Raw genomic sequence first — 22,025 nt, forward strand, 5'->3', positions numbered from 1 at the left:
ATGGCGCCGATAGCGAAACAAGGGAAGTCATGATGACGATTCATCTCAGTGGCAGTTCATTCTTGATGCCTGGCAATTTGGCCTGGCGATTGTTGTCGGCCCATGGCGAGGTACAGGTCGCACCCCATGGCCAGTGGCTGCAAACCCTGATGAATCCATCTAAAGAGGTCGCCTCCCAAACTCATATCATCATCTGGCTGTGGGAAGATCTGGTGCCTGCCCAGAAGCTGATAACGTGGAGTCGTTTGGCTGAAGGGGATCAGCTGCTGGCCGTGGCCACCTTTGTCGAGTCACTCTGCCAGCCCCTGTTGCAGCATCTGCAGCTCCGCCCGCAGGACCATCTGTTGGTCGGGGTCTGCAGTCGCGCCCCTGCCTCCGTATTTGGCACCGCACCCTCCATGCTTGCTTATCTGGCCCGTGAATTCGAGCACCAGCTTGCCCACTTGCGGCTGCAGCATCTTGGATTGGGCGACCTGCACTTACCGCTCTGGTTGCAACATCATGGCCGTCATCACTGCTTTGATAACCGCAACCTCTATCTGATGTCCTGCCCTTTCTCCATGGCCGGCTTAGCCAGTCTGGCCGCTTGGATTGATCCCCTGCTGCTGCGTTTGCATCGCCCCGCTCACAAGGTGCTAGTGCTCGATTGCGATAATACCCTATGGGGTGGCGTAGTTGGCGAAGACGGGGTAAGTGGTGTGCTGCTGGGGCAGGACGGGATGGGACGTCTCTACCAAGCTTTTCAGCAGGCGGCCCATTACTGGCATGAACGGGGCATCATGCTGGCGCTCTGCTCCAAGAATCTGGCCGGCGATGTATGGCGACTGTTCGATGAGCACCAGGGCATGGTGCTTGAACGTCATCACATCGCTGCCGCAGAGATCGGCTGGGAGCCGAAGTCACAAGGATTGCGGTGGTTGGCAGTGCGGCTCAATGTCGGACTGGACAGCTTGGTATTCTGGGATGACAGCGAGCTGGAGCGTGCTGAAGTCCGGGCCAATTGTCCCGAGGTGATGGTGGTTACGCCCCCGGCCGAAATCTGGGAGTGGCCGGAGGCGCTGATGACACTGCCAGAGCTGTGTAGTCGCCATCAGAGCCATGATGACAGCCTGCGCCAGCACTCCTATCAGGCACAGGTTCAGGCAGAGGCGGTGCGCCAGCAACTGGGCGATGAGCACGCCTTCCTGCATCAACTGGCACTGCATGCCGGCTGGCAGCCACTTTCCCAAAGCAATCAGTTGCGAGCCGAACAGCTCAGCCAGAAGACCAATCAGTTCAACCTGTCTTCCCGTCGCTATCAGGCAGGAGAGCTGACGCGATTGGCCAGCGAAGGGGGGGAGGTCTGGCTGGCATCACTGCAGGACAAGTTTGCCGAGCATGGCATGACGGCCCTGCTGGTGGTGCGTCCTCTCGATGACGGAAGTGCACTGCTGGATACCCTGGCCATCAGTTGCCGGGTGCTGGGGCGCGGTTTCGAATACTGGTTACTGAAACAATTGGCAAGCCAATTGCTGGCGCAAGGCACTGCAGAGCTGGTCATTAGCTTGGTTGCCACAGAGCGCAATCAGCCAGCGCGGGATTTTCTGGCGACTCTGCCAACCCGGCCGATAACCACTCCAGCGGGATTGGTGCCGCTGGTGGACGAGGTTTTCCTCAGTCTGGATCTCACCTCTCTTTCTCTCCCATTTTTGGAGTTTTATGCTAATGAATGACCTTATCACACTGGTGAGCCAGCAATTTCCTCAGGCCAACATCAACGAGCAGGCCGATCTCGGCCTCGGCAGCGTTCCTGAGTGGGACTCCCTTGGTCACTTCAACCTGCTGTTGTTGGTCGAGCAGCATTATAACGTCCGTTTCGAACCGAATGAGCTGGCCGAACTTAAAAGCTTGGCTGACATCAGAGAAGCCCTGCTGCGCAAAGGGGTTGCCGTGTGAAACAGGCTCTCGAACAGGCACTGACCGAGCTGGGTATCCCCAAAGGAGGAGCCCTGATGGTGCACTCGGATGCCATGGTGGTAGCCCAGTTTGCCGGCATGGGCAACGGTGCGGGCATCAACGCCTTCTGGACATACCTCGAACAGTGGCTGGGCGGGCATCTGCTGGTGCCGACGTTCACCTACAGCCCGATGGCGGTAGAGTGCTTTGATCCTGCTGTGACCCCGAGCAAGGTGGGGTTGATGACGGAGTTGTTCCGGCAGCGTGAAGGCGTGGTGCGTACGCTGGATCCCATCTTCAGCATGGCGATTAGCGGCCCACAGGGAGCTACGCTGGTGGCCCGGGAGTGTCACGACTGTTTCGGCGAGGAGAGCCCGTTTGGCTGGTTGGCGGAACAGGATGGCTGGCTGCTGGGCCTAGGCTGTCACCCTGATCGCATTACCTTCACCCATTATGTAGAGCAACGGCTGGCCGTCTCCTACCGCTATCACAAGGCATTTGCTGGGCAGGTGCGAACAGATGATCGGTTACGGGAGTGGCAGGCCGACTACTATGTGCGCGATCTGACGCTGGCCAGCGAGATCGACCTCTCCCGACTGGTGGCCTTGTTGCAGGAGCGTGGTGTGTGGCGCCAGGCGCTGTGTCAGCGAGTACCGGTCTGGACCGTCTCCTGCCGTGACTTTATTTCAGCCGCAAAGGAATTGATAGCGAGTGAACCCTATGCCCTTATCCGTGCAGGGGGACTCTCCCATGCTATTTGACCACATTGGACTGGTTGTTCCGGACCTGGCCAGTGGAGAGCGTTACTGCCGCGATGTGCTGGGGCTGACTCGCTTTTCGGCTGCGGTGCTCGATCCGCTGCAAAATGTATGGGTTCAGTTTGGTTACGATGAAGCCGGCATTTGTTATGAGTTAGTCGCGCCTGCGGGAGAAAATAGCCCGGTGACCCAGGTGCTGAAGACCCGGCGCAATGTACTCAATCATCTGGCTTATCGGGTGGTCAGTCTCGTTACCAGCGCAGAGCGGTTGCGAACTCAGCGTCATCTTCCTCTCGGACCCAGTCAGCCTGCAGTGGCTTTTGGAGGGGCCCATGTCCAGTTCTTTCTCAGCCCCTTGGGCCATATTGTTGAGCTGATTGAGGAGGTTGCATGACAACAACAATACATACCAGTGGTTATCTTCCCACAGACTGGGACGATCAGACTCAACTCGGTGAACAGCTGCATCGATTGTTAACCTTGCTGTTCCCACTCAATCGCAGCCTGACTGGTGAGGGGGTTCGGCAAACACTGGCCTTGATTCGCCAACACTGCTTGCCTGATCTGACAATTCACGAGGTGGAAAGCGGAACCACATGCTTCGACTGGACAGTGCCCGATGAGTGGAATGTAAGACAGGCTTATATCGTAGGGCCTGACGGACGCAAGGTCGTTGACCTCCAGGACAGCAACTTGCATCTGGTCGGTTACTCTGAACCGGTGCGTTGTACCCTATCGCTAGCAGAATTGCAGCCATATCTGCATTCATTGCCCGAATTACCGGATGCTATCCCCTATATCACGTCTTATTACCAGCGTCGTTGGGGCTTTTGTTTACCCCATAATGTGCGGGAAGCGTTACCGGAGGGAAATTATGAGGTTGTGATCGATACCAGCTTGCAACCAGGCTCACTGACTTATGCCGAGTGGGTATTGCCAGGGGAGAGTGAGCAGGAGGTCTTGTTATCCAGCTATGTTTGCCATCCCTCCATGGCCAACAATGAGCTGTCCGGCCCAGGCGTAGGGGTGTTTTTGATGGCTTGGCTTGCCTCCTTGCCCAAGCGACGCTACAGCTACCGATTGATGCTTGTTCCAGAGACAATTGGGGCTATAGTCTATCTCTCTCGTCATCTGGAGCATCTCAAGTCTCACACGTTGGCCGGTTTTAATCTGACCTGCATGGGGGATGAGCGGTGCTATTCATTCCTGCCCTCCCGGCAAGGAAATACGCGGGCAGATTGCATTGGTCGCCATGTACTGGGTCATATCGCACCTGATTATATGGTGTATAGCTATCTTGACCGGGGCTCCAATGAACGCCAGCTATGTGCCCCTGGCATAGACCTGCCTGTCACCACCATGATGCGCAGCAAATACGGTTGTTATGCCGAGTATCACACCTCTTTGGATGACCTTACCCTGGTCACACCACGGGGTCTGGCGGATAGCTTCCTGGCGTTGCGACGGGCAATCGAGTGTCTGGAGTTGGATGACTGCTATGAGGCCACCGTATTGGGCGAACCCCAATTGGGGCGACGTGGCCTCTATCCTAATCTATCTACACGTGATTCCGGCGCGCAGGTGCGGGATATGATGAACTTGCTGGCGTACAGTGATGGCCATATGAGCCTGTTTGAGATTGCCGAGATCATCAATGTACCGTTTTGGCGGGTCGAGCCCTTGGCCAGAACGCTTCTCGATGCAGGGGTACTGCGCAGGTGTAGTCGCCGCTGACATTAGGCACCTCGTTGCCTGATGTCGGGTGTAAGTCCAGAGATGATTCAATCAATCAACCTTGTTCCATCAACCCTAGTCATATATGTAGGAGAGGGTCATGAGATGTCCATATTGTCACGGTGATAACACATTGGTTTTTCTTGAGCGCAAGATGCCAACCGTTTTATCCGCATACTCTGGTGAATTCCCGGTCAAGGTTGCGGAGCTGCAGGTCAGTGCTTGCAAGGATTGTTTGGTGGGGTTTGCATCCAAGAAATTGTCATCGGAAGAGTTAACGGAAATATATGACAACTATCTATATATTTCCCCGCTGAGCAATATTGGCACCTCTAAGTATGACGGCATGATTGATGCCATCACAAGCCATTTCGACAAAGATGAAAGAATACTAGAGATTGGCTGTTCAGAAGGCTATTTGCTGAAAAAGCTTGGCGAGATCGGTTTCTCCAATGTAACAGGGATTGAGCCTGGTCCCCAAGCAGACACTGCAAAGGGGTTGGGGTTAAACGTCATAAAAGGTTACTTTAATGTAAGTCATGTTCAGGACAAGGTAGATGGCTATTATTTGATGCATGTGTTTGAGCATTTTGAAGACCCCTTCTTTATCTTTAGATTAATGTCTGAAACATTGAACGATACCGGAAGAATTGTCATTGAGGTCCCAGATTTTGGTGGTTTCCATGTGCAACATCTCTTCTACTATAACATTTACTTTATGCAAATTTTGGCTCGTGACAATAACCTTAAAATAATATATCACTGTGTTGAAAATGACAGTTTAAGGGTTGTCTTTGTTAAGACCGAAAATACACGCTATAACGAAATTGATGTGATCTTTGAGAAAGAAAGTTATATCGATAATCTCGCGATATTCAAACAGCGGTGTGATGCCTCTCGCAAGAGAGTCAATAATTTCCTTAGAAAGGCAGGCAGTGTCGTTTGGTGGGGGGCAGGTTCTGCGTCCGTTATTTTGTTGAATGGAGTTGATAAAGAGGTTTTGGATAGTACCAGTATCATCATTGTAGATGGTGATAAGAACAAAGCAGATCGCACTATGCCTGGTGTGAATCTCAAAGTGAGTTATTTTGAAGGGATTCGTAATAGGCATGTCAGTAATCTGGTTATTGCGTCAAGTTTCTACAAGGAAATATTTGAAACAATGAAGACTCACGGCATCACATATGATCATGTCGAGGTGTTTAGTGATGCCTGATTTAAAACATAAGAGTGGCGAGAATCGTCAGGGTGAAGTTCAGTAAATCATTTTTATTTTACTGATAGGCAATTTAAATCTGTATGAAATAAATGGCGGGATAGATCCCGCCATTTATTTCATGGTCTCTGGCTTGGTTAGCTCGACAGCAGCACCCTGGCCGAGTTGGCCGGGACCGTGAGCTGCAACTGACCCTGCACCACCTCGAACTTGTCGCCGTTGAAGGCGTCGGTGAAGCGGTTGGCGGGGCTGGCGGTCTGCCACAGCGGCAGGCTGATGGTGCGCGGCTCGGTGGGGTGGCGGTTGCAGGCCACCACCACCTGATCGCTTTGCAGGGTGCGGGCAAACACGTAGCTGTGAGGGCCGGCGTAGAGGGTCTGGATGTCCCCCCGGCGCAGGGCGGGCCGCTGTTTGCGTAGCTGGATCAGGCGGCGGTAGTGATCGTGCAGCACGTGATCCCAGTCGGTGCTGTCCCAGGGGAAGCAACGGCGGCAGTCCGGATCGTTGCCACCCGAGAGGCCCACCTCGTCGCCGTAGTAGATGGACGGCACGCCGATGTAGGTGATGAGCAGCGTCGCGGCCAAGGCCATGCGCTGCTTGTCTTCCCCCAGCAGGTGCAGGAAGCGGGCGGTGTCGTGGCTGTCCAGCAGGTTGAACTGGGCCAGCTGGTTCTTGAACGGGATATGGGCGCGCGCCAGCTTGAGCCAGCTGTCGAGCTCTTCGGCGCTGATCTTGATGGGGTGGTAGGCGATGTCCTGCCCCGCCAGGAAGGCGCGGATGGGGTGGGCGAAACCGTAGTAGTTCATGGCGCCGTCCTCCTGATCCCCCTGCAGCCATTGGCTCGCCTCGAAGAAGTGTTCCCCCAGCACATAGGCGTCCGGGTTCTCCTGCTTCACCGCGCCGCGAATGGCGCGCACATGGCCGCTGTTGCCGATGGCCGAGCCGCGCTCTCCCAGCATGTGGATGACATCGAAGCGCCAGCCATCGATCTGGTAAGGAGAACGCATCCAATAGCGCAGGATGGCGTTATCGGCACGATAAACAGCGTCTTGCACCTGCTCGCTGGAGAAATCCAGTTTGGGCAAGCTGCGAATACCCTTCCAGCTGACATAATCCCCTTCTGCATCGAAGGTGTAGAAGCTGCGCCAGGGGGAGTCCGGATTCTGCTGGGCGCCGAGTGGCGGGCAGAACCAGGGGTGCTCGGTGGAGGTGTGGTTGACCACGGCGTCCAGGATGATCCTCATGCCGCGCTGGTGCAGGTTGCGGGTCAGCTCGGCGAACTGTGCGTTGGTGCCGAGGTGCGCATCCACCTTGAAATAGTCCTGGGTGTCGTATTTGTGGTTGCTCGGCGAGTCGAAGATGGGGTTGAGGTAGAGCGCCGTGATGCCCAGAGACTGCAGGTAGTGCAGCTTGGCATCGATCCCCGCCAGATCGCCGCCGTAGAATTCGCAGGCGGCGTGACCCTCCTCGTGGCGGCTGACCGGCTCGCCCCAGCGCTTGCTGATGACGGCCTTGCCCCGGTACTCGTATTCGTGGTGTTGCACGCTGAGGGAGGGATCGCCGTTGCAGAAGCGGTCGGGGAAGATCTGGTAGAACACCTGATCCTGCACCCAGGTCGGCGGCTGATGCAGGCTGTTGAAGCGAAAATGCTGCTCGCGCGGCGGTATGGTGGCGCTGACGCCGGCGCCGTGCAGCCACCACTGCTGCTCGTCGGTGAGGCACTTGAAGCAGTAGAGATGGATGTCCTGGCCTTTGGCGAGCGGCAGTTCGACTTGCCACACCTGCAACCTGTCCCGGGTCGAGACCGGGCGCATGGCTAGCAGATATTCCTCGTTGTCCGGCTCATGGCGCAGCCACACCGCGCGGATCGGGGCGTCCAGCTCGCTGAACAGGGTGAGCAACAGGGTGTCGGCACTCTCTTTGAACCAGGGTGCCACCTGGGGGTGAAACAGGAAAGGATGCGTCATCTTGTCTACTGCGTCAGAGGGTCGGCGAGGGCCGTATTACCCGGTTCATTTACGGGTGTACCGGGCGACCAGCATGAGCCGGGCCGTGGCCCGCTCTGGTCGCTCGGCCACGTGTCTACTGGGTCAGCAGGTCGGCGAGGGCATTGCCCTGCTCGTGCAGCTGTTCGAGCTGACCCGCCAGGGTAGCAGGATCCAGCCCGAGCTCATCGGCCAGCGGCTTGGGGAAGCGCGCTATGATGGCCTGGGCCGGCACCCCGGCATGCCAGGCGAAGGAGACGAACACGGCGAGCCGGATCAGCACCGCCTCCTTGCTGACTGGCTGATAGGAGAGCGGGTCCAGCTGCTGGGCGATGGCGTCGACGAAGGCTTCCGACAGGTTCCAGCGCCGCGCCAGCTCGGCGCCGAGCTGGGCATAGTCATAGCCCAGCATCTCCCGCTGCGCCTCGACCCGGCTGCTGCCATTCTCGATGGCCAGGTTGATGAGCTCGGCCTCTGTCGGCAAGGTGCTCTGGATCAGCAGTTCGCCGATGTTGTGGATGAGGGCGCAGGTGAAGGCGGTCTCCGCATCCAGAGCCTTGGTCTGCTGGGCCAGGGTGCGGGCTATGGTGGCGATCTGGAAGGTCTGGGTCCAGAAGCGGTTCTTGTCGAAGCTGGGGGGAGCCTTGAAGCTGCTGATGATGCCGGAGGCGACCACCACGGAGCGCAGCCGGTTGAAACCGAGCCGGATCACCGCCTGTTCGATGGAGGTGACCTCGTTGCCCCGCCGCAGGGCGGCCGAGTTGGCCATCCGCAGCACCTTGACGCTGATGACCTGATCCATGGCGATCTTGGCCGCTATCTCGTCGATGCGGGCATTCTCGTCACTGAAACTCTGCATCAGCTCGTGCAGTAGCTGCGGGATTGTGGGCAGTTGCTTGATCTGGTCAAACAGGCGATCCATCGACATGGCTGAGGCAGCCTCCATTGCGAACAGTGCCTCATATTGTGCCACAGCCTGACCACTTGTTCCTGTATGGACTCTGGTTTCGTGAGCCCTGGAGCCTACTAGAACACCCAGTCCCGCAGCTGGTATTCCAAACGATGCCGCTTTCCTTCCAAAATCAGCGTCTTCGGAGTCCCGCTCAGGGTGGCGCCTTCGGTCAGGGTGGCGAGCACCGCCTGCTCTATCTGATCGAGTTGCGGCTGGCAGGCCATGGCCGTGCTGCCGAGGCTGGTGACCCAGAATCTGTCGTGCTTGAGGTGGCCCTGGCCGAAGTAGCGGTTGCAGCCGGCGATGCCGTTGACGGTGAAGTGCTCGCCAATTTCGATATCGGGTGGATTGCTGCGGTTGCCGGGGACGGGCTGACCATCCAGTTTGCTGAGCACCCAGTGGTGGTGCTGCAAGTCTTGCTGGACGAAGACAGGAGTACTGCTGCAGGCGCTGAGCAGGAGCAAGGCGAGCAGCAGTAGCAGAAATCTGGGCATTGAAGGGGCTCCGGTGATGGGAGCGACAAGCATACCCCCGGCGGCGCCTGCGGGGCAGGGCAGTGGCGGGGGATCCCGTCTGCTTCTGTCGCCCTCATGGCCCGGGGGGTGTCGGTAAATGGCAACACTCGGCCAGATTGAGCCTCACTGCTGGCGCAAGAGGCTCAGTCCGGGGCTGATGTGTCAGCTATTGAACAGCCGATCGGCATAACGGGCAAGGCCCGAGGCCACCGAGCCGAAGTCATCGCCGCCTTCCAGCGGAATGGTCGGCAACTTCTGGCGAATGTAGGCGGCAATCAGCGGCGACTTGGCGCTACCGCCGGTGACGAAGATCCGATCCGGTTGTACCCCGGCCGCGGCGATGGCCTGATCCATCAGCTCGCCGATCTTCTCCAGCAGCGGCGCCGAGGCGGATGCCAGTTGCGCGCGGCTGAGCTCCGCCTCCAGCCCCTTCTCCAGTTCACTCAGAGTCTGGTGATTGAGCTCATGGTCGGAGAGCGCGATCTTGCCCTGCTCGGCGCGCCACACCAGCTGGTGGCTTAACTTGTGGGCCCGCAGGCTGGCGAGGCGAGCTAGCTTGCTGCCAGGCTGGCTGTCGAGTTGCAGATCCTGCAGCTGACGGGCGGTATCCAGGCTGTAGAAACGGCTCTGGGCGCTGACGTCGTTGATGGCGGCTGCGTCCCAGAACAGCGGGTGGGGCAGCGGCTTGCCGGTCTTGAGGGTCTCGTGCATGCCGAGCAGCGGCATCATGCCCTCCACCGTCAGGCGGATATCGAAGTCGTTACCGCCGACCCGCTGGCCGCTGTGACCGAGCAGATCGCCGCTGCGATCCAGCCGCTCGCGGTGGCTCGGGCCCATGCGCAGCATGGAGCAGTCGGTGGTGCCGCCGCCGATATCCACCACCAGCACCACCGCATCCTCGTGCAGGCGTGCCTCGAACTCGAAACCGGCCGCCACCGGCTCATACAGAAACTCCACCTGCTCGAAGCCGGCGAGGCGCGCCGCCTCGGTCAGGATGGCGATGGCCTGGCGGTTGCTCTCTTCCCCGGCCAGCCCCTGGAAGTTGACCGGGCGGCCGATGACGGCGCGGCGCACCGGCTCGCCGAGCTGTTGCTCCGCCTCACGGCGCACGTGCAGCATCATGGCGCAGACGATGTCTTCGAACAGGGCGATCTGGGGAGCCTTGAGGCCATAGGCGCCGAGGAAGGATTTTGGCGACTTGATGTAGTAACCGTCGTCCGGCTCTTCCAGATAGCGCTCAAGCGCCGCGCCGCCGAAGCTGAGTTCGTCGATCAGCCCCTCTTCGCGCATCTGGCGGCGTACCGCCTGGGCACGGGTCACCACAGGGCCGCGCAGCTTGAGGTATTCGGTCTGCTGGGCAGGGGCCAGCCCTTCGGCCAAGAGGCCGGCGATGGCATCTCGGTGGGGAGCGTGCAGGGTGGAGGGCAGATAGTGGGAGCCGCACAGGGTCAGCAGCCGGGGGCTGCCTTGTTCCATCACGGCAACGGCACAGTTGGAGGTACCGTAATCAAATCCGATAAACATGGGCAGCCAGACTCCTGAGCAAAAAAGGGCTGGTAGCCTACCCGATGGCGCCGGGTCTCACAACCCGGCGCCACGTTTATTGCTGCCGTGGCGGCCGAGTGGGGATCACTCTACTTCGTTGTCGCTGCGGCCCTGCTGCTCGATGGCCTTGATATTGCTCAACGTCGTGTCGGCGATGGCGTGCAGCGCTTCGCGGGTCAGGAAGGCCTGGTGACCGGTGAACAGCACGTTGTGGCAGGCGGAGAGGCGGCGGAACACATCATCGGTGATCACCTCGTTGGACTTGTCCTCGAAGAAGAGATCTTCCTCCTCCTCGTACACGTCCAGCCCCAGCGCGCCGATGCGGGAGGTTTTGAGCGCCTCTATGGCGGCGTTGGAGTCGAGCAGGCCACCCCGGCTGGTGTTGATGATCATCACCCCGTCCTTCATCTTGGCGAAGGCTTCCTTGTTCAGCAGGTGGTAGTTCTCCTTGAACAGCGGGCAGTGCAGGCTGATGACGTCGGACTGGCGGAACAGGGTGTCGAGATCCACGTACTCGGCGCCGAGATCCAGCGCCGCCTGGTTCGGATAGGGATCGCTCACCAGCAGCCGCATGCCAAAGCCCTTGAGGATGCGCAGGGTGGCGATGCCGATCTTGCCGGTGCCGACGATGCCGGCGGTGCGGCCGTGCATGTTGAAGCCGACCAGCCCTTCCAGCGAGAAGTTGGCATCGCGGGTGCGCTGATAGGCCTTATGGATGCGGCGGTTGAGGGTCATCATCAGGCCGACCGCGTGCTCGGCTACCGCCTCAGGGGAGTAGGCTGGCACCCGCACCACTTTCAGCCCCAGCTCCTTGGCGGCGACCAGATCCACGTTGTTGTAACCGGCGCAGCGCAGGGCGATCACCTTGGTGCCGTTGGCGGCCAGCTCGGTCAGTACCTCACGGTCGGCATCGTCGTTGACGAACAGGCAGACCACGGGGAACTGGTGGGCGAGACGGGCGGTCTTGGCTTCCAGCCGCACGTCGAAGAACTCCAGCTCGAAGCCATACTGGCTGTTGGCCTGATTGAAGTGTTCCTTGTCATAACTCTTGGTACTGAACACGGCGACTTTCATGGTGCGCTCTCCGCAGATTTCGATGTGGTTAAATTACAACAACCGCTGGCCTTCATCACGGGATAAATTGTGGGGATTTAGCCCCAGGGCATGATGGGAACCGCGCTCACTGCGCTTTTATAGGAGCCATCCACCAATTTGGTGCTGTAAGTCAGATAAACCAGGGCGTTACGCTTTTCGTCGTAAAAACGCACCACTTTCTGCTCCTTGAACACCAGCGAGGTGCTGACGTCGAACACCTCTTCCCCTGCCTTCAGCTTGGCAGGCAGGGTGATGGGGCCCGTCTGGTGGCAGGAGAGCGATGCGTGGGAGGGATCTTCGGCCAGCCCCAGCCCGCCCTTGACGCCCCCGGTCTTGGGACGCGCCAGATAGCAGGCGACGCCGTCGATCTTGGGATCATCGAACGCCTCGATCACTATCTTGTGGTTGGGGCCGACCAGCTGGAAGGCGGTACTCACCTCGCCGATGGGATCGGCCTTGTCCGCGAGAGCGGGGCCGGCGAGCAGCGCGGCCATCAGCGGTAGCAGGATACGAGCATAGGACATTGAGATTCCTCCTGGCCTCATCTGTAGGGAAGGCCCAAACGACTATAGAGACTGGCCAGCACCCAGGCGGGGCCAATCAGCAGAAATTGCAGGTCGGTGAGGAAGGAGGGGCGTTTGCCCTCGATCTTGTGGCCGACAAACTGAGCTATCCAGAGCAGCCCGAAACCGATTAGCGCCGGCAGCAGCAGAGGCCCGCGCCACAGCGCACAGGCAATCAGCCCAAGTCCGGTGAGCCCCGCCATGCCCCAAAACAGGGGGCGTGACAGGCGCAGGTAGAACAGCAGCACCGGGATGGCCGCCACCATCGCCCAGTTGAGCCCAAGCGGCAGCGGCCCTCGAGGCAGGCACCACAGTAAGGCGAGCCCGCACAGGTAGATACCGGGCACCGCCACCTTGTGGATCGCCACGTTGACCGGGTGGCGGTGGCTCTGGCCGTAGTCGCTGAACCATTCATCGAGTCGTTTCATGGCACCTCCCTGGTGCTTGTGGTTGAAACAAATTCCCCGCTGTCCTTGCGAGGTTCAGAGGCCTGTGATCCGTGATTACGAGGCTGTGCATCGGCGTTATCACTGCCCCTGCTGGGGCGGATAATCCCAATATTGGGCCGGAATGCTCCTGAGCAAGGGGGTCATGTCCGGATTGACCAGCGGTATGGTCAATCGCTGCGCCAGGTTGGCGCTGGCCAGGGCCTCGCGGATCCTGGGATTGTCGCGGAAGAACTGCATGAAGCTGCCATCGGCATAGGCCCGCTCCAGCCCGGTCTGGATCGCCTTGGCCAGCTTGGGCTCCGTCGGGCTGACGAAGAAGAATTCGGCGAAGGGGTAGCGCAGCAACAGGTGTTGTTCGACGACGAGATTGGGGTACTGGCCGAGCAGCTCGCGGTGTTCGGCGAAGACTTCCACCAGACCACGGGGGAAGAAGTCGAGCTTGTCGCCGTCGTTGATCAGGCGGAACAGGTTGCTGTATCGGCCCGCATAGGTCGGAATGCCTGCATGCTCCAGGATCTTGTTGTCGGCCCAGCCGACGCCCTGGGCGGCTTTCATGTTCTTGAGGTCAGCCAGGGAGTTCACCTGGTTGAACTTCTCTTGGGCATCGCTGTGGATGAGGGAGATCCTCAGTCCTTCCAGGCCGCGAAACAGCGGGATGGGAACCGGGATGAGGAAGGATTCGAGGGTGCTGGAGGTGCCCATCCAGAACACATTGATGGTTTTGCCCTTGCGCAGCTCTTGCTGCAGGCTGAATTGATTGAGATTGAGTTCGACCCGTTCCAGCTTGAAGGGCTGCTCGGCACGGTTGAGTGCCAGCTCCAGCAGCTTGAGCTGATATTCGTTATCGAGATCGTTGATCGGTCGGCTGGGGACCTTGACGGTGAGAGTCTGTGCTTGTGCCAGCAGCGGCAGGCACAAACACAGCTTGATGAGCCATTTCACTCTCTGCTCTCCTGATAGATTCCGGGACTTGCCCGGAGTCTATCAGAAGAATCAGGCGACGCGACGGAACACGTGGGTATCGTTGAATTCCTTGGTGCTCTGACACTCGACGCAGAAACGGGACTCAGGACGAGCCTGCAACCGCTTGAGAGAAATCTCGTCACCGCAGGATTCGCAGTAGCCAAACTCCCCTTCATTGATGCGTTTCAACGCCCCTCGCAGCTTGCGCAGATGCAGCTTGTCGTGCTCGATGCGATTCAGCTCCAGACGGCGGGCCTCCTCGATGCTGGCACGGTCAATTTCATCAGCCATCTCGTTGGTATCGGTGGCAATGGCCTGGCTGGCTTGGGAGTTGAGACGTTCTTCAAGCTCGACAATTTGTCGCTCGATCTGACCCTTGTAAAAGGCCAGTTGGTCTTCAGTCATGAAATCACACATATGGTTTACTACCAGTCAGTTTCCCAATTTTCCCTATTTATGGGGGCTGTCTGCGTGCAGACCAAGCCCCTGCATCCCGATTTGCACCAAATCCATGCAGGAGAGTGCAAATCAGGGCGGGCCTTGTACCAAAAAAATGCAGGCCTGCAAAGCATCTTGGGTAAGGATTGTGCGCCCTTGCAAAGAAATGGCCCTTTTCCGACAGGCTCTGACTGAGAACTTACCCTGCGCAACCCGCCGTTGGCATTGGGCTTGCAGTGAGTTGATTGCGCTACAAGGTGTTTAGTATTTGGTGCCGGCGTGGTCATTATATAGGCCATTGTTTATAGTTTTTTAAACACCACCGCTTGACAAAGGCCATTATCACGGGCTTTTATGGTGTGGTCGATTACAATTTCTTAACAATGGTGTTCCTTATATTAGACACCCTTGCCAATGACAACCGTAGAGTCGGGGTTTAACATGGACAGTATCAAGGGCTGGATGGAGAGCAATCGCATCACGGAAGTGGAGTGCCTGTTTCCGGATTTCACCGGTAATGCCCGAGGCAAGATCATTCCAGCCAATAAGTTTTTGCGCGAAGGGGGCATGCGGCTACCCGAGGTCATCTTCACCCAGACGGTGACCGGCGAGTATCCGGATGACGACAGCATGATTGACCCGCTGGAGCGGGACATGCAGCTCTATCCCGATCCCAACACCATTCGTTTCGTGCCCTGGGCGCTGGAGCCAACCGCTCAGGTGATCCACGACTGTTTCGACATCAATGGCAAGCTCATCGACATCGCGCCGCGTTCCGTGCTGCGTCGGGTCCTGTCATTTTATGAGAAGCAGGGCTGGAAGCCGGTGGTGGCCCCCGAGCTCGAATTCTATCTGGTCAAGCGCAACGAAGACCCCGACTATCCGCTGGTGCCGCCGGTGGGCCGTAACGGCCGCCCCGAGACTGCCCGTCAGTCGTTCAGCATCGATGCGGTCAACGAATTCGACCCCATCTTCGAGGACATGTACGACTACTGCGAAGCGCAGGAGCTGGAGGTCGATACCCTGATCCACGAATCAGGTGCCGCCCAGATGGAGATCAACTTCCTGCACGGTGACCCCATCGATCTGGCGGATCAGGTGTTCCTGTTCAAGCGCACCATGCGCGAAGCGGCGCACAAGCACGGCATCTATGCCACCTTCATGGCCAAGCCCATGAGTGACGAGCCGGGCTCTGCCATGCACATCCACCAGAGCCTGGAGGATGCCGAAGGCCGTAACCTGTTTGGCACGGACAATGGCGGCAATACCGAGCAGTTCATGCACTTCATCGCCGGGCTGCAAAAATACACCCCGGCGGTGACCGCGCTGCTGGCACCGAACGTCAACTCCTACCGCCGCCTCACCTTCGGCGAGAGCGCGCCACGCAACGTGCAGTGGGGCGTGGAAAACCGTACCTGCGGGTTGCGAGTGCCCTTCTCCGAGGCGAGCGCCCGTCGGGTCGAGAACCGCTTCGCCGGGGCTGACGCCAATCCCTACCTGGCATTGGCTGCGACCCTGGCCTGTGGTTACCTCGGCATGATGGAGAAGCTGGAGCCGCTGCAGGAGATGAAGTCGAGCGCCTATGACCTGCCCTACAGCCTGCCCCGCTCGCTGGAGGAGGCCCTGAGCCACCTGGAGCAGTGTGAACCCATCAAGGAGATGTTGGGGGAGCGCTTCATTCGTGCCTTCGTCGCGGTCAAGCGCAAGGAGTACGAGACCTACTTCGGGGTGATCAGCCGTTGGGAGCGGGAATTCCTGCTGTTGAACGTCTGATACCGGTGCGTGCAAGGTGCACGCACCCCCTGCCTGGGGAGAGGCTGATACCGGCCTCTCCCTCATCGTGACAAGAACGCGCCGCGCACTGGGCCAGATACCGCCCGTGCATGGCCGTGCGCGGAGGCCAACGAGCCTCTCCCGCTCAATATCGATGGTTACCTGCCACCTTATTGATTCATAAACGAATACTGCTTAAATCGATGGAACCGAGGAGCAAGTAATGCAGCATACTACCCGTGAGTGGCAGCAATTGGATGCCAGCCACCATCTGCACCCTTTTAGTGACTTTCAAGCCCTGAACAAGAAGGGCAGCCGCATCATCACCAAGGCCGAGGGCGTCTACCTGGAAGACTCCGAAGGGCGCCGCATCCTGGACGGGATGGCGGGCCTGTGGTGCGTCAACATGGGCTACGGCCGCCAGGAACTGGTGGATGCCGCCACCAAACAGATGCAGCAACTGCCCTATTACAACCTGTTCTTCCAGACCAGCCATCCGCCCGCCGCCGAGCTGGCGACCCTGCTGGCCGAGATCACGCCGGCCCATCTCAACCACGTTTTCTTCACCGGCTCGGGCTCCGAGTGCAACGATACTGTGCTGCGCATGGTGCGCCACTACTGGGCCAGCAAGGGGCAACCGGACAAGCAGGTGATCATCAGTCGCCACAATGCCTATCACGGCTCGACCGTGGCCGGTGCCAGCCTGGGTGGGATGAAAGGCATGCACGCTCAGGGCGGTCTGCCGATCCCCGGCATAGTGCACATCGACCAGCCCTATCACTTCGGTGAAGGGGAGGGAATGAGCGCCCACGAGTTCGGCCTGGAGCGTGCCCGTCAGCTCGAGCTGAAGATCCAGGAACTGGGGGTGGACAAGGTGGCCGCCTTCATCGGTGAACCCATTCAGGGCGCCGGCGGCGTCATCATTCCGCCCGACAGCTACTGGCCCGAGATTCAGCGTATCTGCGACAAGTACGGCATCCTGCTCATCGCCGACGAGGTGATCTGCGGTTTCGGTCGCACCGGTCACTGGTTCGCCAGCGAAGATTTCGGCATCAAACCGGATCTGATGTGTCTAGCCAAGGGCATCACCTCCGGCTACCTGCCGATGGGGGCCGTGATGGTCGGTGACAGGGTCGCCAAGGTGCTGGTGGAAGAGGGGGGCGAGTTCAATCACGGCTTCACCTATTCCGGTCATCCGGTGGCCTGCGCCGTGGCGATCGCCAACATTACCCTTATGCAGAGCGAAAGCATAGTTAAGCGAATTCATGATAACATCGGCCCCTATTTGCAACGTCGCTGGAGCGAATTGGCCGATCACCCGCTGGTGGGAGAAACCCGGGGTAAAGGGCTGGTCGCCGCGTTGGAAATAGTGCAGGACAAGCAGACCAAGCGCCGCTTCCCAGCCCATCAACAGGCGGGGATGACCTGTCGGGAGTTCTGCTTTAACAATGGCTTGGTGATGAGGGCGGTCGGCGATACCATGATCATATCGCCCCCCTTGGTGATCACCGAGGAACAGGTAGATGAATTGGTCAAACTGGCCAGGCTCAGTCTGGATCTGACGGCGGCAAAGCTGCAGGAATAGGCTGAAACCAGGCAGATTGGCTTACGCATACAATTTGCTTAGGAGACAAGGACTATGTCTTTTAAAAAGGGAATGATGGCTGCTTCCGTGGCGCTGGTCATGATGAGTACCGGGGCGATGGCCGACGAGAAGGTGCTGCACGTCTATAACTGGAGCGATTACATCGCGCCAAATACCCTGGAAGACTTCCAGAAAGAGACGGGCATCAAGGTCATTTATGACGTGTTCGACAGCAACGAGGTGCTGGAAGCCAAGTTGCTGGCGGGCAGTTCGGGTTATGACATCGTAGTGCCATCGAACTCCTTCCTGGCCAAGCAGATCCAGGCAGGCGTCTTCCAGAAGCTGGACAGGTCCAAAATCTCCAACTGGAAAAACCTGGATACCTCTTTGCTCAAGGCACTCGAGCCGAGCGATCCGGGTAACCAGTTCTCGGCACCCTATCTGTGGGGCACCATCGGCTACGCCTATAACATCGACAAGGTGAAGGCGGTGCTGGGTGCGGATGCGCCGCTGGACTCCTGGGATCTGGTGTTCAAGCCGGAGAACATGGCCAAGTTGAAGGAATGCGGCGTCTCCTTCCTCGACTCACCGACCGAAATGCTGCCGGCTGCCCTGCTGTATCTGGGCTTTGATCCGAACAGCCAGAAGCCGGATGAGTTGAAGAAGGCGGAGGAGCTGTTCCTCTCCATCCGTCCCTACACGGCTTACTTCCACTCCTCCAAGTACATCTCGGATCTGGCCAACGGCAACATCTGTGTGGCGGTGGGTTATTCCATGGACCTGCAACAGTCCAAGGCGCGGGCGGTCGAGGCCAAGAACGGCGTCAACCTGACCTATGTGATCCCGAAAGAGGGGGCGGGCAGCTTCTTCGACATGCTGGCCATCCCGGCCGATGCGAAGAACGTGGAAGAGGCTCATATCTTCCTGAACTATCTGATGAAGCCTGAGGTGATCGCCAACATCACCAACCAGATTCATGCGCCCAATGGCAATAGCGTCTCCACTCAGTTTGTGGACAAGGCCATCAGCTCGGATCCAGGGGTCTACCCGTCCGAGGCCACCATGGCGAAAATCTATACCTTCCCGGCGCTGCCGGCCAAAGTACAGCGTGTAATGACCCGCAGCTGGACCAAGATCAAATCGGGTAAATAAGTGACGAATACCCCTCCCGGTCCGCAGTTCGGCCGGGAGGGAGGTGACCACCCGACAAGGTTGGACGGCGCGTAAGGATGCGCGACTGGCATTCACACACCATGAGGACTGATAAGTGCACACGACCAAGATAGCTACGCTGGCCCTGACCCTGGGGTTTGCAAATCTGACCCAGGCAGCCCCTGTGGTTCATTTTTACAACTGGTCCGATTATATCGGAACCACCACTCTCAGTGATTTCCAGCAGAAGACCGGGATCCAGACCGTCTACGACGTGTTCGACTCCAATGAGACGCTGGAAGGCAAGCTGCTGACCGGCCGTACCGGTTACGATCTGGTCGTGCCCTCCAATAATTTCCTGGCCAAGCAGATCAAGGCGGGGGCCTTCCAGAAGCTGGATCCCGCCCTGCTGCCGAACATGGCCAACCTGGACCCCATGCTGCTCAAGCAGCTCGACAAGGTGGATCCGGGTCATCAATACGCCGTGCCCTATCTGTGGGGTACCAACGGCATCGGTTATAACGTCGAGAAGGTGAAAGCGGTGCTGGGGGTCGACAAGATTGACTCCTGGGCCATCATCTTCGAGCCGGAAAACATGAAGAAGCTGTCAAGTTGCGGGGTCGCCTTCCTCGACTCGGCCGACGAGATGATCCCGGCGGCGCTGAACTACCTGGGGCTCAACCCCAACAGCCATGATCCGGCGGATCTCAAGCGTGCCGAGGCGCAACTGCTGAAGGTGCGCCCCTATGTGGCCTATTTCCACTCTTCGAAGTACATCGGCGATCTCGCCAACGGCGACATCTGTGTGGCGGCCGGCTTCTCCGGCGACATCCTGCAGGCGGCGGCCCGGGCCGACGAAGCAGGCAAGGGCATCAAGATTTCCTACAGCATCCCGAAGGAGGGTGGCAACCTCTGGTTCGACATGATGGCGATCCCGGTCGATGCCACCAACGTCAAAGAGGCACACGCCCTGATCAACTATATTCTCGAGCCGCAAGTGATCGCCAAGGTGAGCGACTACGTGGGGTATGCCAACCCCAACACCAAGGCGGGAGAATACATGGACAAGCGCGTGCGCGATGACGAGTCAGTTTATCCCCCTCAGGCGGTGCTGGAGCGGCTCTATGTGCAGGATGCACATCCCCGTTCGGTGCAGCGTCTGATCACCCGGAGTTGGACCAAGATCAAGTCCGGAACCTAACCTTGGCGCCCACCCCGGGGCGCCAGATTGTCTCTATGGATCGGCCACGGCCGGTATCACGTTTGGGAGTGTGGTAATGGCAATAGCCTCCAGTGCCTATAAAAAAGCCCTCGAGGGCAGCCAGCAGCGTAAAGAAGTGCTGGTGAAAATAGACAGGGTAAGCAAGCAGTTCGACGAAACGCTGGCGGTCGATAATGTCTCTCTCAACATCCATAAGGGGGAGATATTTGCCCTGCTGGGTGGTTCTGGCTCAGGCAAGTCGACCCTGCTGCGGATGCTGGCCGGGTTCGAGCGTCCCACCGAGGGGCGCCTGTTCCTCGATGGGGTCGACATCACCGACATGCCGCCCTACGAGCGTCCGATCAACATGATGTTCCAGTCCTACGCCCTGTTCCCCCACATGACGGTGGCGCAGAACATCGCCTTTGGCCTCAAGCAGGATGGCCTGCCCAAGGCCGAGATCGATGCCCAGGTCGAGGAGATGCTCAAGCTGGTGCAGATGACCCAGTATGCCCGTCGCAAGCCCCATCAGCTCTCCGGCGGTCAGCGTCAGCGGGTGGCACTGGCCCGTTCATTGGCCAAACGCCCCAAGCTGCTGCTGCTGGATGAACCCATGGGCGCGCTGGACAAGAAACTGCGCTCAAGGATGCAGCTCGAACTGGTCGAGATCATCGAGCGGGTCGGCGTAACCTGCGTCATGGTGACCCACGATCAGGAAGAGGCCATGACCATGGCCGAGCGGATCGCCATCATGCACCTCGGCTGCATCGAGCAGATCGGCAGCCCGATGGACATCTACGAGACCCCGGCCAGCCGGCTGGTGTGCGAGTTCATCGGCAACGTCAACCTGTTTGACGGCCTGCTGGTGGAGGATGAGCAGGACCACGCCACCATCGCCTGTGCGGATCTGGAGCAGCCCATCTACGTGGGTCACGGCATCAGTTCGCGCGCCGAGAACAAGAAGGTGAGTTACGCGCTGCGCCCGGAGAAGCTGCTGATGAGCACCCAGAAGCCGAGCGATCTGGAGCACCCCGACTTCAACTGGACCAAGGGGCTGGTCTACGACATCGCCTATCTGGGCGGTCACTCCGTTTATCACATCCAGCTGCCTTCGGGCAAAATCGTGCAGGCCTTCATCGCCAACGCCGAACGCCACGGCAAGCGGCCAACCTGGGATGACCAGGTGTTCCTGTATTGGGAAGATGACAGCGGCGTGGTGTTGCAATCATGAAGGCATTGAGACGACTGAAGCGACTGGGCGGGCGCCAGCTGGTGATCGGTATCCCGTTCTTCTGGCTGTTCCTGTTCTTCCTGCTGCCCTTCATCATAGTGGTGAAGATCAGCTTCGCCGAAGCGGACGTGGCCATCCCGCCCTACACGGACGTGGTGAGCTGGGCCGACAATCAGCTGACCATCTTGCTCAACATGGGCAACTACCTGCTGTTGCAGGAGGATGAGCTCTACATCGCGGCCTACCTGGGCTCCCTCAAGATGGCCTTCATCAGCACCCTTCTCTGTCTGCTGATCGGTTATCCCATGGCCTACTCCATCGCGCGGGCCAACAAGGAGACCCAGACCGTTCTGCTGCTGCTCATCATGATGCCGACCTGGACTGCGATCCTGATCCGGGTCTACGCCTGGATGGGGATCCTCAGCAACAACGGCTTGCTCAACAGCCTGCTGATGAGCATCGGCATCGTCGACGAGCCGGTGCAGATCCTCAACACCAACCTGGCGGTCTATATCGGTATCGTTTACTCCTACCTGCCGTTCATGGTGCTGCCGCTCTATGCCAACCTGGTCAAACACGATCAGAGCCTGCTGGAGGCGGCCTCGGATCTCGGCGCCCGCAACCTGACCCGGTTCTGGCAGATCACGGTACCCCTCTCCAAGAACGGCATCATCGCCGGCTGCATGCTGGTGTTTATCCCGGTGGTGGGTGAGTTCGTGATCCCGGAACTGCTCGGTGGCCCGGAGACCCTGATGATAGGTAAAGTGCTGTGGCAAGAGTTCTTCAACAACCGTGACTGGCCGGTGGCCTCTGCCCTCGCGGTAGTGATGCTGGCGGTTCTGATAGTCCCGATTATTCTGTTCAACCGCAACCAGGCTAAGGAATTGGAGGGCAAGGTATGAAAAAGGAGCTGCTGATAGCCCCCCAGTCATCCC

At 58.7% G+C, this 22,025-nt stretch carries 21 protein-coding genes; 12 read left to right on the top strand and 9 right to left on the bottom strand.

The features are described 5' to 3' along the window. The first annotated feature begins 29 nt into the window (after positions 1–29). The 6 genes from BN1137_RS14240 to BN1137_RS14265 all read left to right on the top strand — a co-directional run bounded on the left by BN1137_RS14240 (position 30) and on the right by BN1137_RS14265 (position 5,643). The gene (locus BN1137_RS14240) at positions 30–1,712 is read left to right on the top strand and encodes an HAD-IIIC family phosphatase (protein WP_050719246.1); all 1,683 of its coding nucleotides are present in this window, start codon (positions 30–32) and stop codon (positions 1,710–1,712) included. Then, a complete protein-coding gene (locus BN1137_RS14245; protein ID WP_050719247.1) occupies positions 1,705–1,935 on the top strand; it encodes an acyl carrier protein in 231 nt (76 codons plus the stop codon). Before BN1137_RS14240 ends, BN1137_RS14245 begins: the two co-directional genes overlap by 8 nt. Next, positions 1,932–2,696 (top strand): AAC(3) family N-acetyltransferase, encoded by a 765-nt coding sequence (locus BN1137_RS14250; protein ID WP_050719248.1) that lies wholly within the window; start codon positions 1,932–1,934, stop codon positions 2,694–2,696. The genes BN1137_RS14245 and BN1137_RS14250 overlap by 4 nt, the downstream gene beginning before the upstream one ends. Then, positions 2,686–3,087, top strand: a complete 402-nt coding sequence (locus BN1137_RS22050) for a VOC family protein (RefSeq protein ID WP_083443464.1) — start codon at positions 2,686–2,688, stop codon at positions 3,085–3,087. The genes BN1137_RS14250 and BN1137_RS22050 overlap by 11 nt, the downstream gene beginning before the upstream one ends. Beyond that, positions 3,084–4,427: a DUF4910 domain-containing protein gene (locus BN1137_RS14260; RefSeq protein WP_050719250.1), complete on the top strand. Its 1,344-nt coding sequence runs from the start codon at positions 3,084–3,086 to the stop codon at positions 4,425–4,427. The genes BN1137_RS22050 and BN1137_RS14260 overlap by 4 nt, the downstream gene beginning before the upstream one ends. Positions 4,428–4,527: 100 nt before the next feature. Further along, a complete protein-coding gene (locus BN1137_RS14265) occupies positions 4,528–5,643 on the top strand; it encodes a class I SAM-dependent methyltransferase (RefSeq protein ID WP_083443463.1) in 1,116 nt (371 codons plus the stop codon). A 137-nt stretch (positions 5,644–5,780) separates the two neighbouring features. Here BN1137_RS14265 and malZ read toward each other — a convergent pair whose 3' ends face one another. From malZ to BN1137_RS14310, 9 genes are all read right to left on the bottom strand, one after another. Next, entirely contained in the window at positions 5,781–7,610 is a 1,830-nt protein-coding gene (gene malZ, locus BN1137_RS14270; RefSeq protein ID WP_050719251.1) for a maltodextrin glucosidase, read from the bottom strand. A gap of 115 nt (positions 7,611–7,725) precedes the next feature. Further along, entirely contained in the window at positions 7,726–8,574 is an 849-nt protein-coding gene (locus tag BN1137_RS14275) for an HDOD domain-containing protein (protein ID WP_050719252.1), read from the bottom strand. An 80-nt stretch (positions 8,575–8,654) separates the two neighbouring features. Continuing rightward, positions 8,655–9,074, bottom strand: a complete 420-nt coding sequence (locus tag BN1137_RS14280; protein ID WP_050719253.1) for an META domain-containing protein — start codon at positions 9,072–9,074, stop codon at positions 8,655–8,657. Positions 9,075–9,257: 183 nt separating this feature from the next. Continuing rightward, entirely contained in the window at positions 9,258–10,619 is a 1,362-nt protein-coding gene (yegD, locus tag BN1137_RS14285) for a molecular chaperone (protein WP_050719254.1), read from the bottom strand. A 105-nt stretch (positions 10,620–10,724) separates the two neighbouring features. Next, positions 10,725–11,714, bottom strand: coding sequence for a 2-hydroxyacid dehydrogenase (locus BN1137_RS14290; RefSeq protein WP_050719255.1), 990 nt, complete (start codon positions 11,712–11,714; stop codon positions 10,725–10,727). Positions 11,715–11,791: 77 nt separating this feature from the next. After that, the gene (locus BN1137_RS14295) at positions 11,792–12,259 is read right to left on the bottom strand and encodes a CreA family protein (protein WP_050719256.1); all 468 of its coding nucleotides are present in this window, start codon (positions 12,257–12,259) and stop codon (positions 11,792–11,794) included. A 17-nt stretch (positions 12,260–12,276) separates the two neighbouring features. Continuing rightward, on the bottom strand, positions 12,277–12,726 hold the full coding sequence (locus BN1137_RS14300) for an Mpo1 family 2-hydroxy fatty acid dioxygenase (RefSeq protein ID WP_050719257.1): 450 nt from the start codon (positions 12,724–12,726) through the stop codon (positions 12,277–12,279). Between the two features lie 99 nt (positions 12,727–12,825). Next, positions 12,826–13,689, bottom strand: a complete 864-nt coding sequence (locus BN1137_RS14305) for a type 2 periplasmic-binding domain-containing protein (protein ID WP_050719258.1) — start codon at positions 13,687–13,689, stop codon at positions 12,826–12,828. Positions 13,690–13,740: 51 nt separating this feature from the next. Beyond that, complete coding sequence (locus BN1137_RS14310) at positions 13,741–14,127, bottom strand: TraR/DksA family transcriptional regulator (protein WP_050719259.1); 387 nt, start codon at positions 14,125–14,127, stop codon at positions 13,741–13,743. 462 nt (positions 14,128–14,589) lie between these two features. Between BN1137_RS14310 and BN1137_RS14315 the strand changes: the two genes are divergently transcribed. The 6 genes from BN1137_RS14315 (at position 14,590) to BN1137_RS14340 (ending at position 21,992) form a co-directional block, all read left to right on the top strand. After that, positions 14,590–15,921, top strand: coding sequence for a glutamine synthetase family protein (locus tag BN1137_RS14315; RefSeq protein WP_050719260.1), 1,332 nt, complete (start codon positions 14,590–14,592; stop codon positions 15,919–15,921). 223 nt (positions 15,922–16,144) lie between these two features. Beyond that, positions 16,145–17,506 carry an aspartate aminotransferase family protein gene (locus tag BN1137_RS14320; protein ID WP_050719261.1) on the top strand — a complete coding sequence of 454 codons (1,362 nt, stop codon included), beginning with the start codon at positions 16,145–16,147 and terminating at the stop codon, positions 17,504–17,506. Positions 17,507–17,560: 54 nt separating this feature from the next. Then, entirely contained in the window at positions 17,561–18,658 is a 1,098-nt protein-coding gene (locus tag BN1137_RS14325) for an extracellular solute-binding protein (RefSeq protein ID WP_050719262.1), read from the top strand. A gap of 115 nt (positions 18,659–18,773) precedes the next feature. Continuing rightward, on the top strand, positions 18,774–19,859 hold the full coding sequence (locus tag BN1137_RS14330; RefSeq protein WP_050719263.1) for a polyamine ABC transporter substrate-binding protein: 1,086 nt from the start codon (positions 18,774–18,776) through the stop codon (positions 19,857–19,859). 76 nt (positions 19,860–19,935) lie between these two features. Continuing rightward, positions 19,936–21,090, top strand: a complete 1,155-nt coding sequence (potA, locus tag BN1137_RS14335) for a polyamine ABC transporter ATP-binding protein (RefSeq protein WP_050719264.1) — start codon at positions 19,936–19,938, stop codon at positions 21,088–21,090. Continuing rightward, a complete protein-coding gene (locus tag BN1137_RS14340) occupies positions 21,087–21,992 on the top strand; it encodes an ABC transporter permease subunit (RefSeq protein WP_050719265.1) in 906 nt (301 codons plus the stop codon). The genes potA and BN1137_RS14340 overlap by 4 nt, the downstream gene beginning before the upstream one ends. Positions 21,993–22,025: the final 33 nt, after the last annotated feature.

This window comes from Aeromonas tecta, assembly GCF_000820185.1.
Taxonomy (GTDB): domain Bacteria; phylum Pseudomonadota; class Gammaproteobacteria; order Enterobacterales; family Aeromonadaceae; genus Aeromonas; species Aeromonas tecta.

Coding starts and splice junctions, on each gene's coding strand:
- BN1137_RS14240 (WP_050719246.1), top strand. CDS start 30: ATGATGACGATTCATCTCAGTGGCAGTTCATTCTTGATGCCTGGCAAT.
- BN1137_RS14245 (WP_050719247.1), top strand. CDS start 1,705: ATGAATGACCTTATCACACTGGTGAGCCAGCAATTTCCTCAGGCCAAC.
- BN1137_RS22050 (WP_083443464.1), top strand. CDS start 2,686: ATGCTATTTGACCACATTGGACTGGTTGTTCCGGACCTGGCCAGTGGA.
- BN1137_RS14260 (WP_050719250.1), top strand. CDS start 3,084: ATGACAACAACAATACATACCAGTGGTTATCTTCCCACAGACTGGGAC.
- BN1137_RS14265 (WP_083443463.1), top strand. CDS start 4,528: ATGAGATGTCCATATTGTCACGGTGATAACACATTGGTTTTTCTTGAG.
- malZ (WP_050719251.1), bottom strand. CDS start 7,610: ATGACGCATCCTTTCCTGTTTCACCCCCAGGTGGCACCCTGGTTCAAA.
- BN1137_RS14275 (WP_050719252.1), bottom strand. CDS start 8,574: ATGGAGGCTGCCTCAGCCATGTCGATGGATCGCCTGTTTGACCAGATC.
- BN1137_RS14280 (WP_050719253.1), bottom strand. CDS start 9,074: ATGCCCAGATTTCTGCTACTGCTGCTCGCCTTGCTCCTGCTCAGCGCC.
- yegD (WP_050719254.1), bottom strand. CDS start 10,619: ATGTTTATCGGATTTGATTACGGTACCTCCAACTGTGCCGTTGCCGTG.
- BN1137_RS14290 (WP_050719255.1), bottom strand. CDS start 11,714: ATGAAAGTCGCCGTGTTCAGTACCAAGAGTTATGACAAGGAACACTTC.
- BN1137_RS14295 (WP_050719256.1), bottom strand. CDS start 12,259: ATGTCCTATGCTCGTATCCTGCTACCGCTGATGGCCGCGCTGCTCGCC.
- BN1137_RS14300 (WP_050719257.1), bottom strand. CDS start 12,726: ATGAAACGACTCGATGAATGGTTCAGCGACTACGGCCAGAGCCACCGC.
- BN1137_RS14310 (WP_050719259.1), bottom strand. CDS start 14,127: ATGTGTGATTTCATGACTGAAGACCAACTGGCCTTTTACAAGGGTCAG.
- BN1137_RS14315 (WP_050719260.1), top strand. CDS start 14,590: ATGGACAGTATCAAGGGCTGGATGGAGAGCAATCGCATCACGGAAGTG.
- BN1137_RS14320 (WP_050719261.1), top strand. CDS start 16,145: ATGCAGCATACTACCCGTGAGTGGCAGCAATTGGATGCCAGCCACCAT.
- BN1137_RS14325 (WP_050719262.1), top strand. CDS start 17,561: ATGTCTTTTAAAAAGGGAATGATGGCTGCTTCCGTGGCGCTGGTCATG.
- potA (WP_050719264.1), top strand. CDS start 19,936: ATGGCAATAGCCTCCAGTGCCTATAAAAAAGCCCTCGAGGGCAGCCAG.
- BN1137_RS14340 (WP_050719265.1), top strand. CDS start 21,087: ATGAAGGCATTGAGACGACTGAAGCGACTGGGCGGGCGCCAGCTGGTG.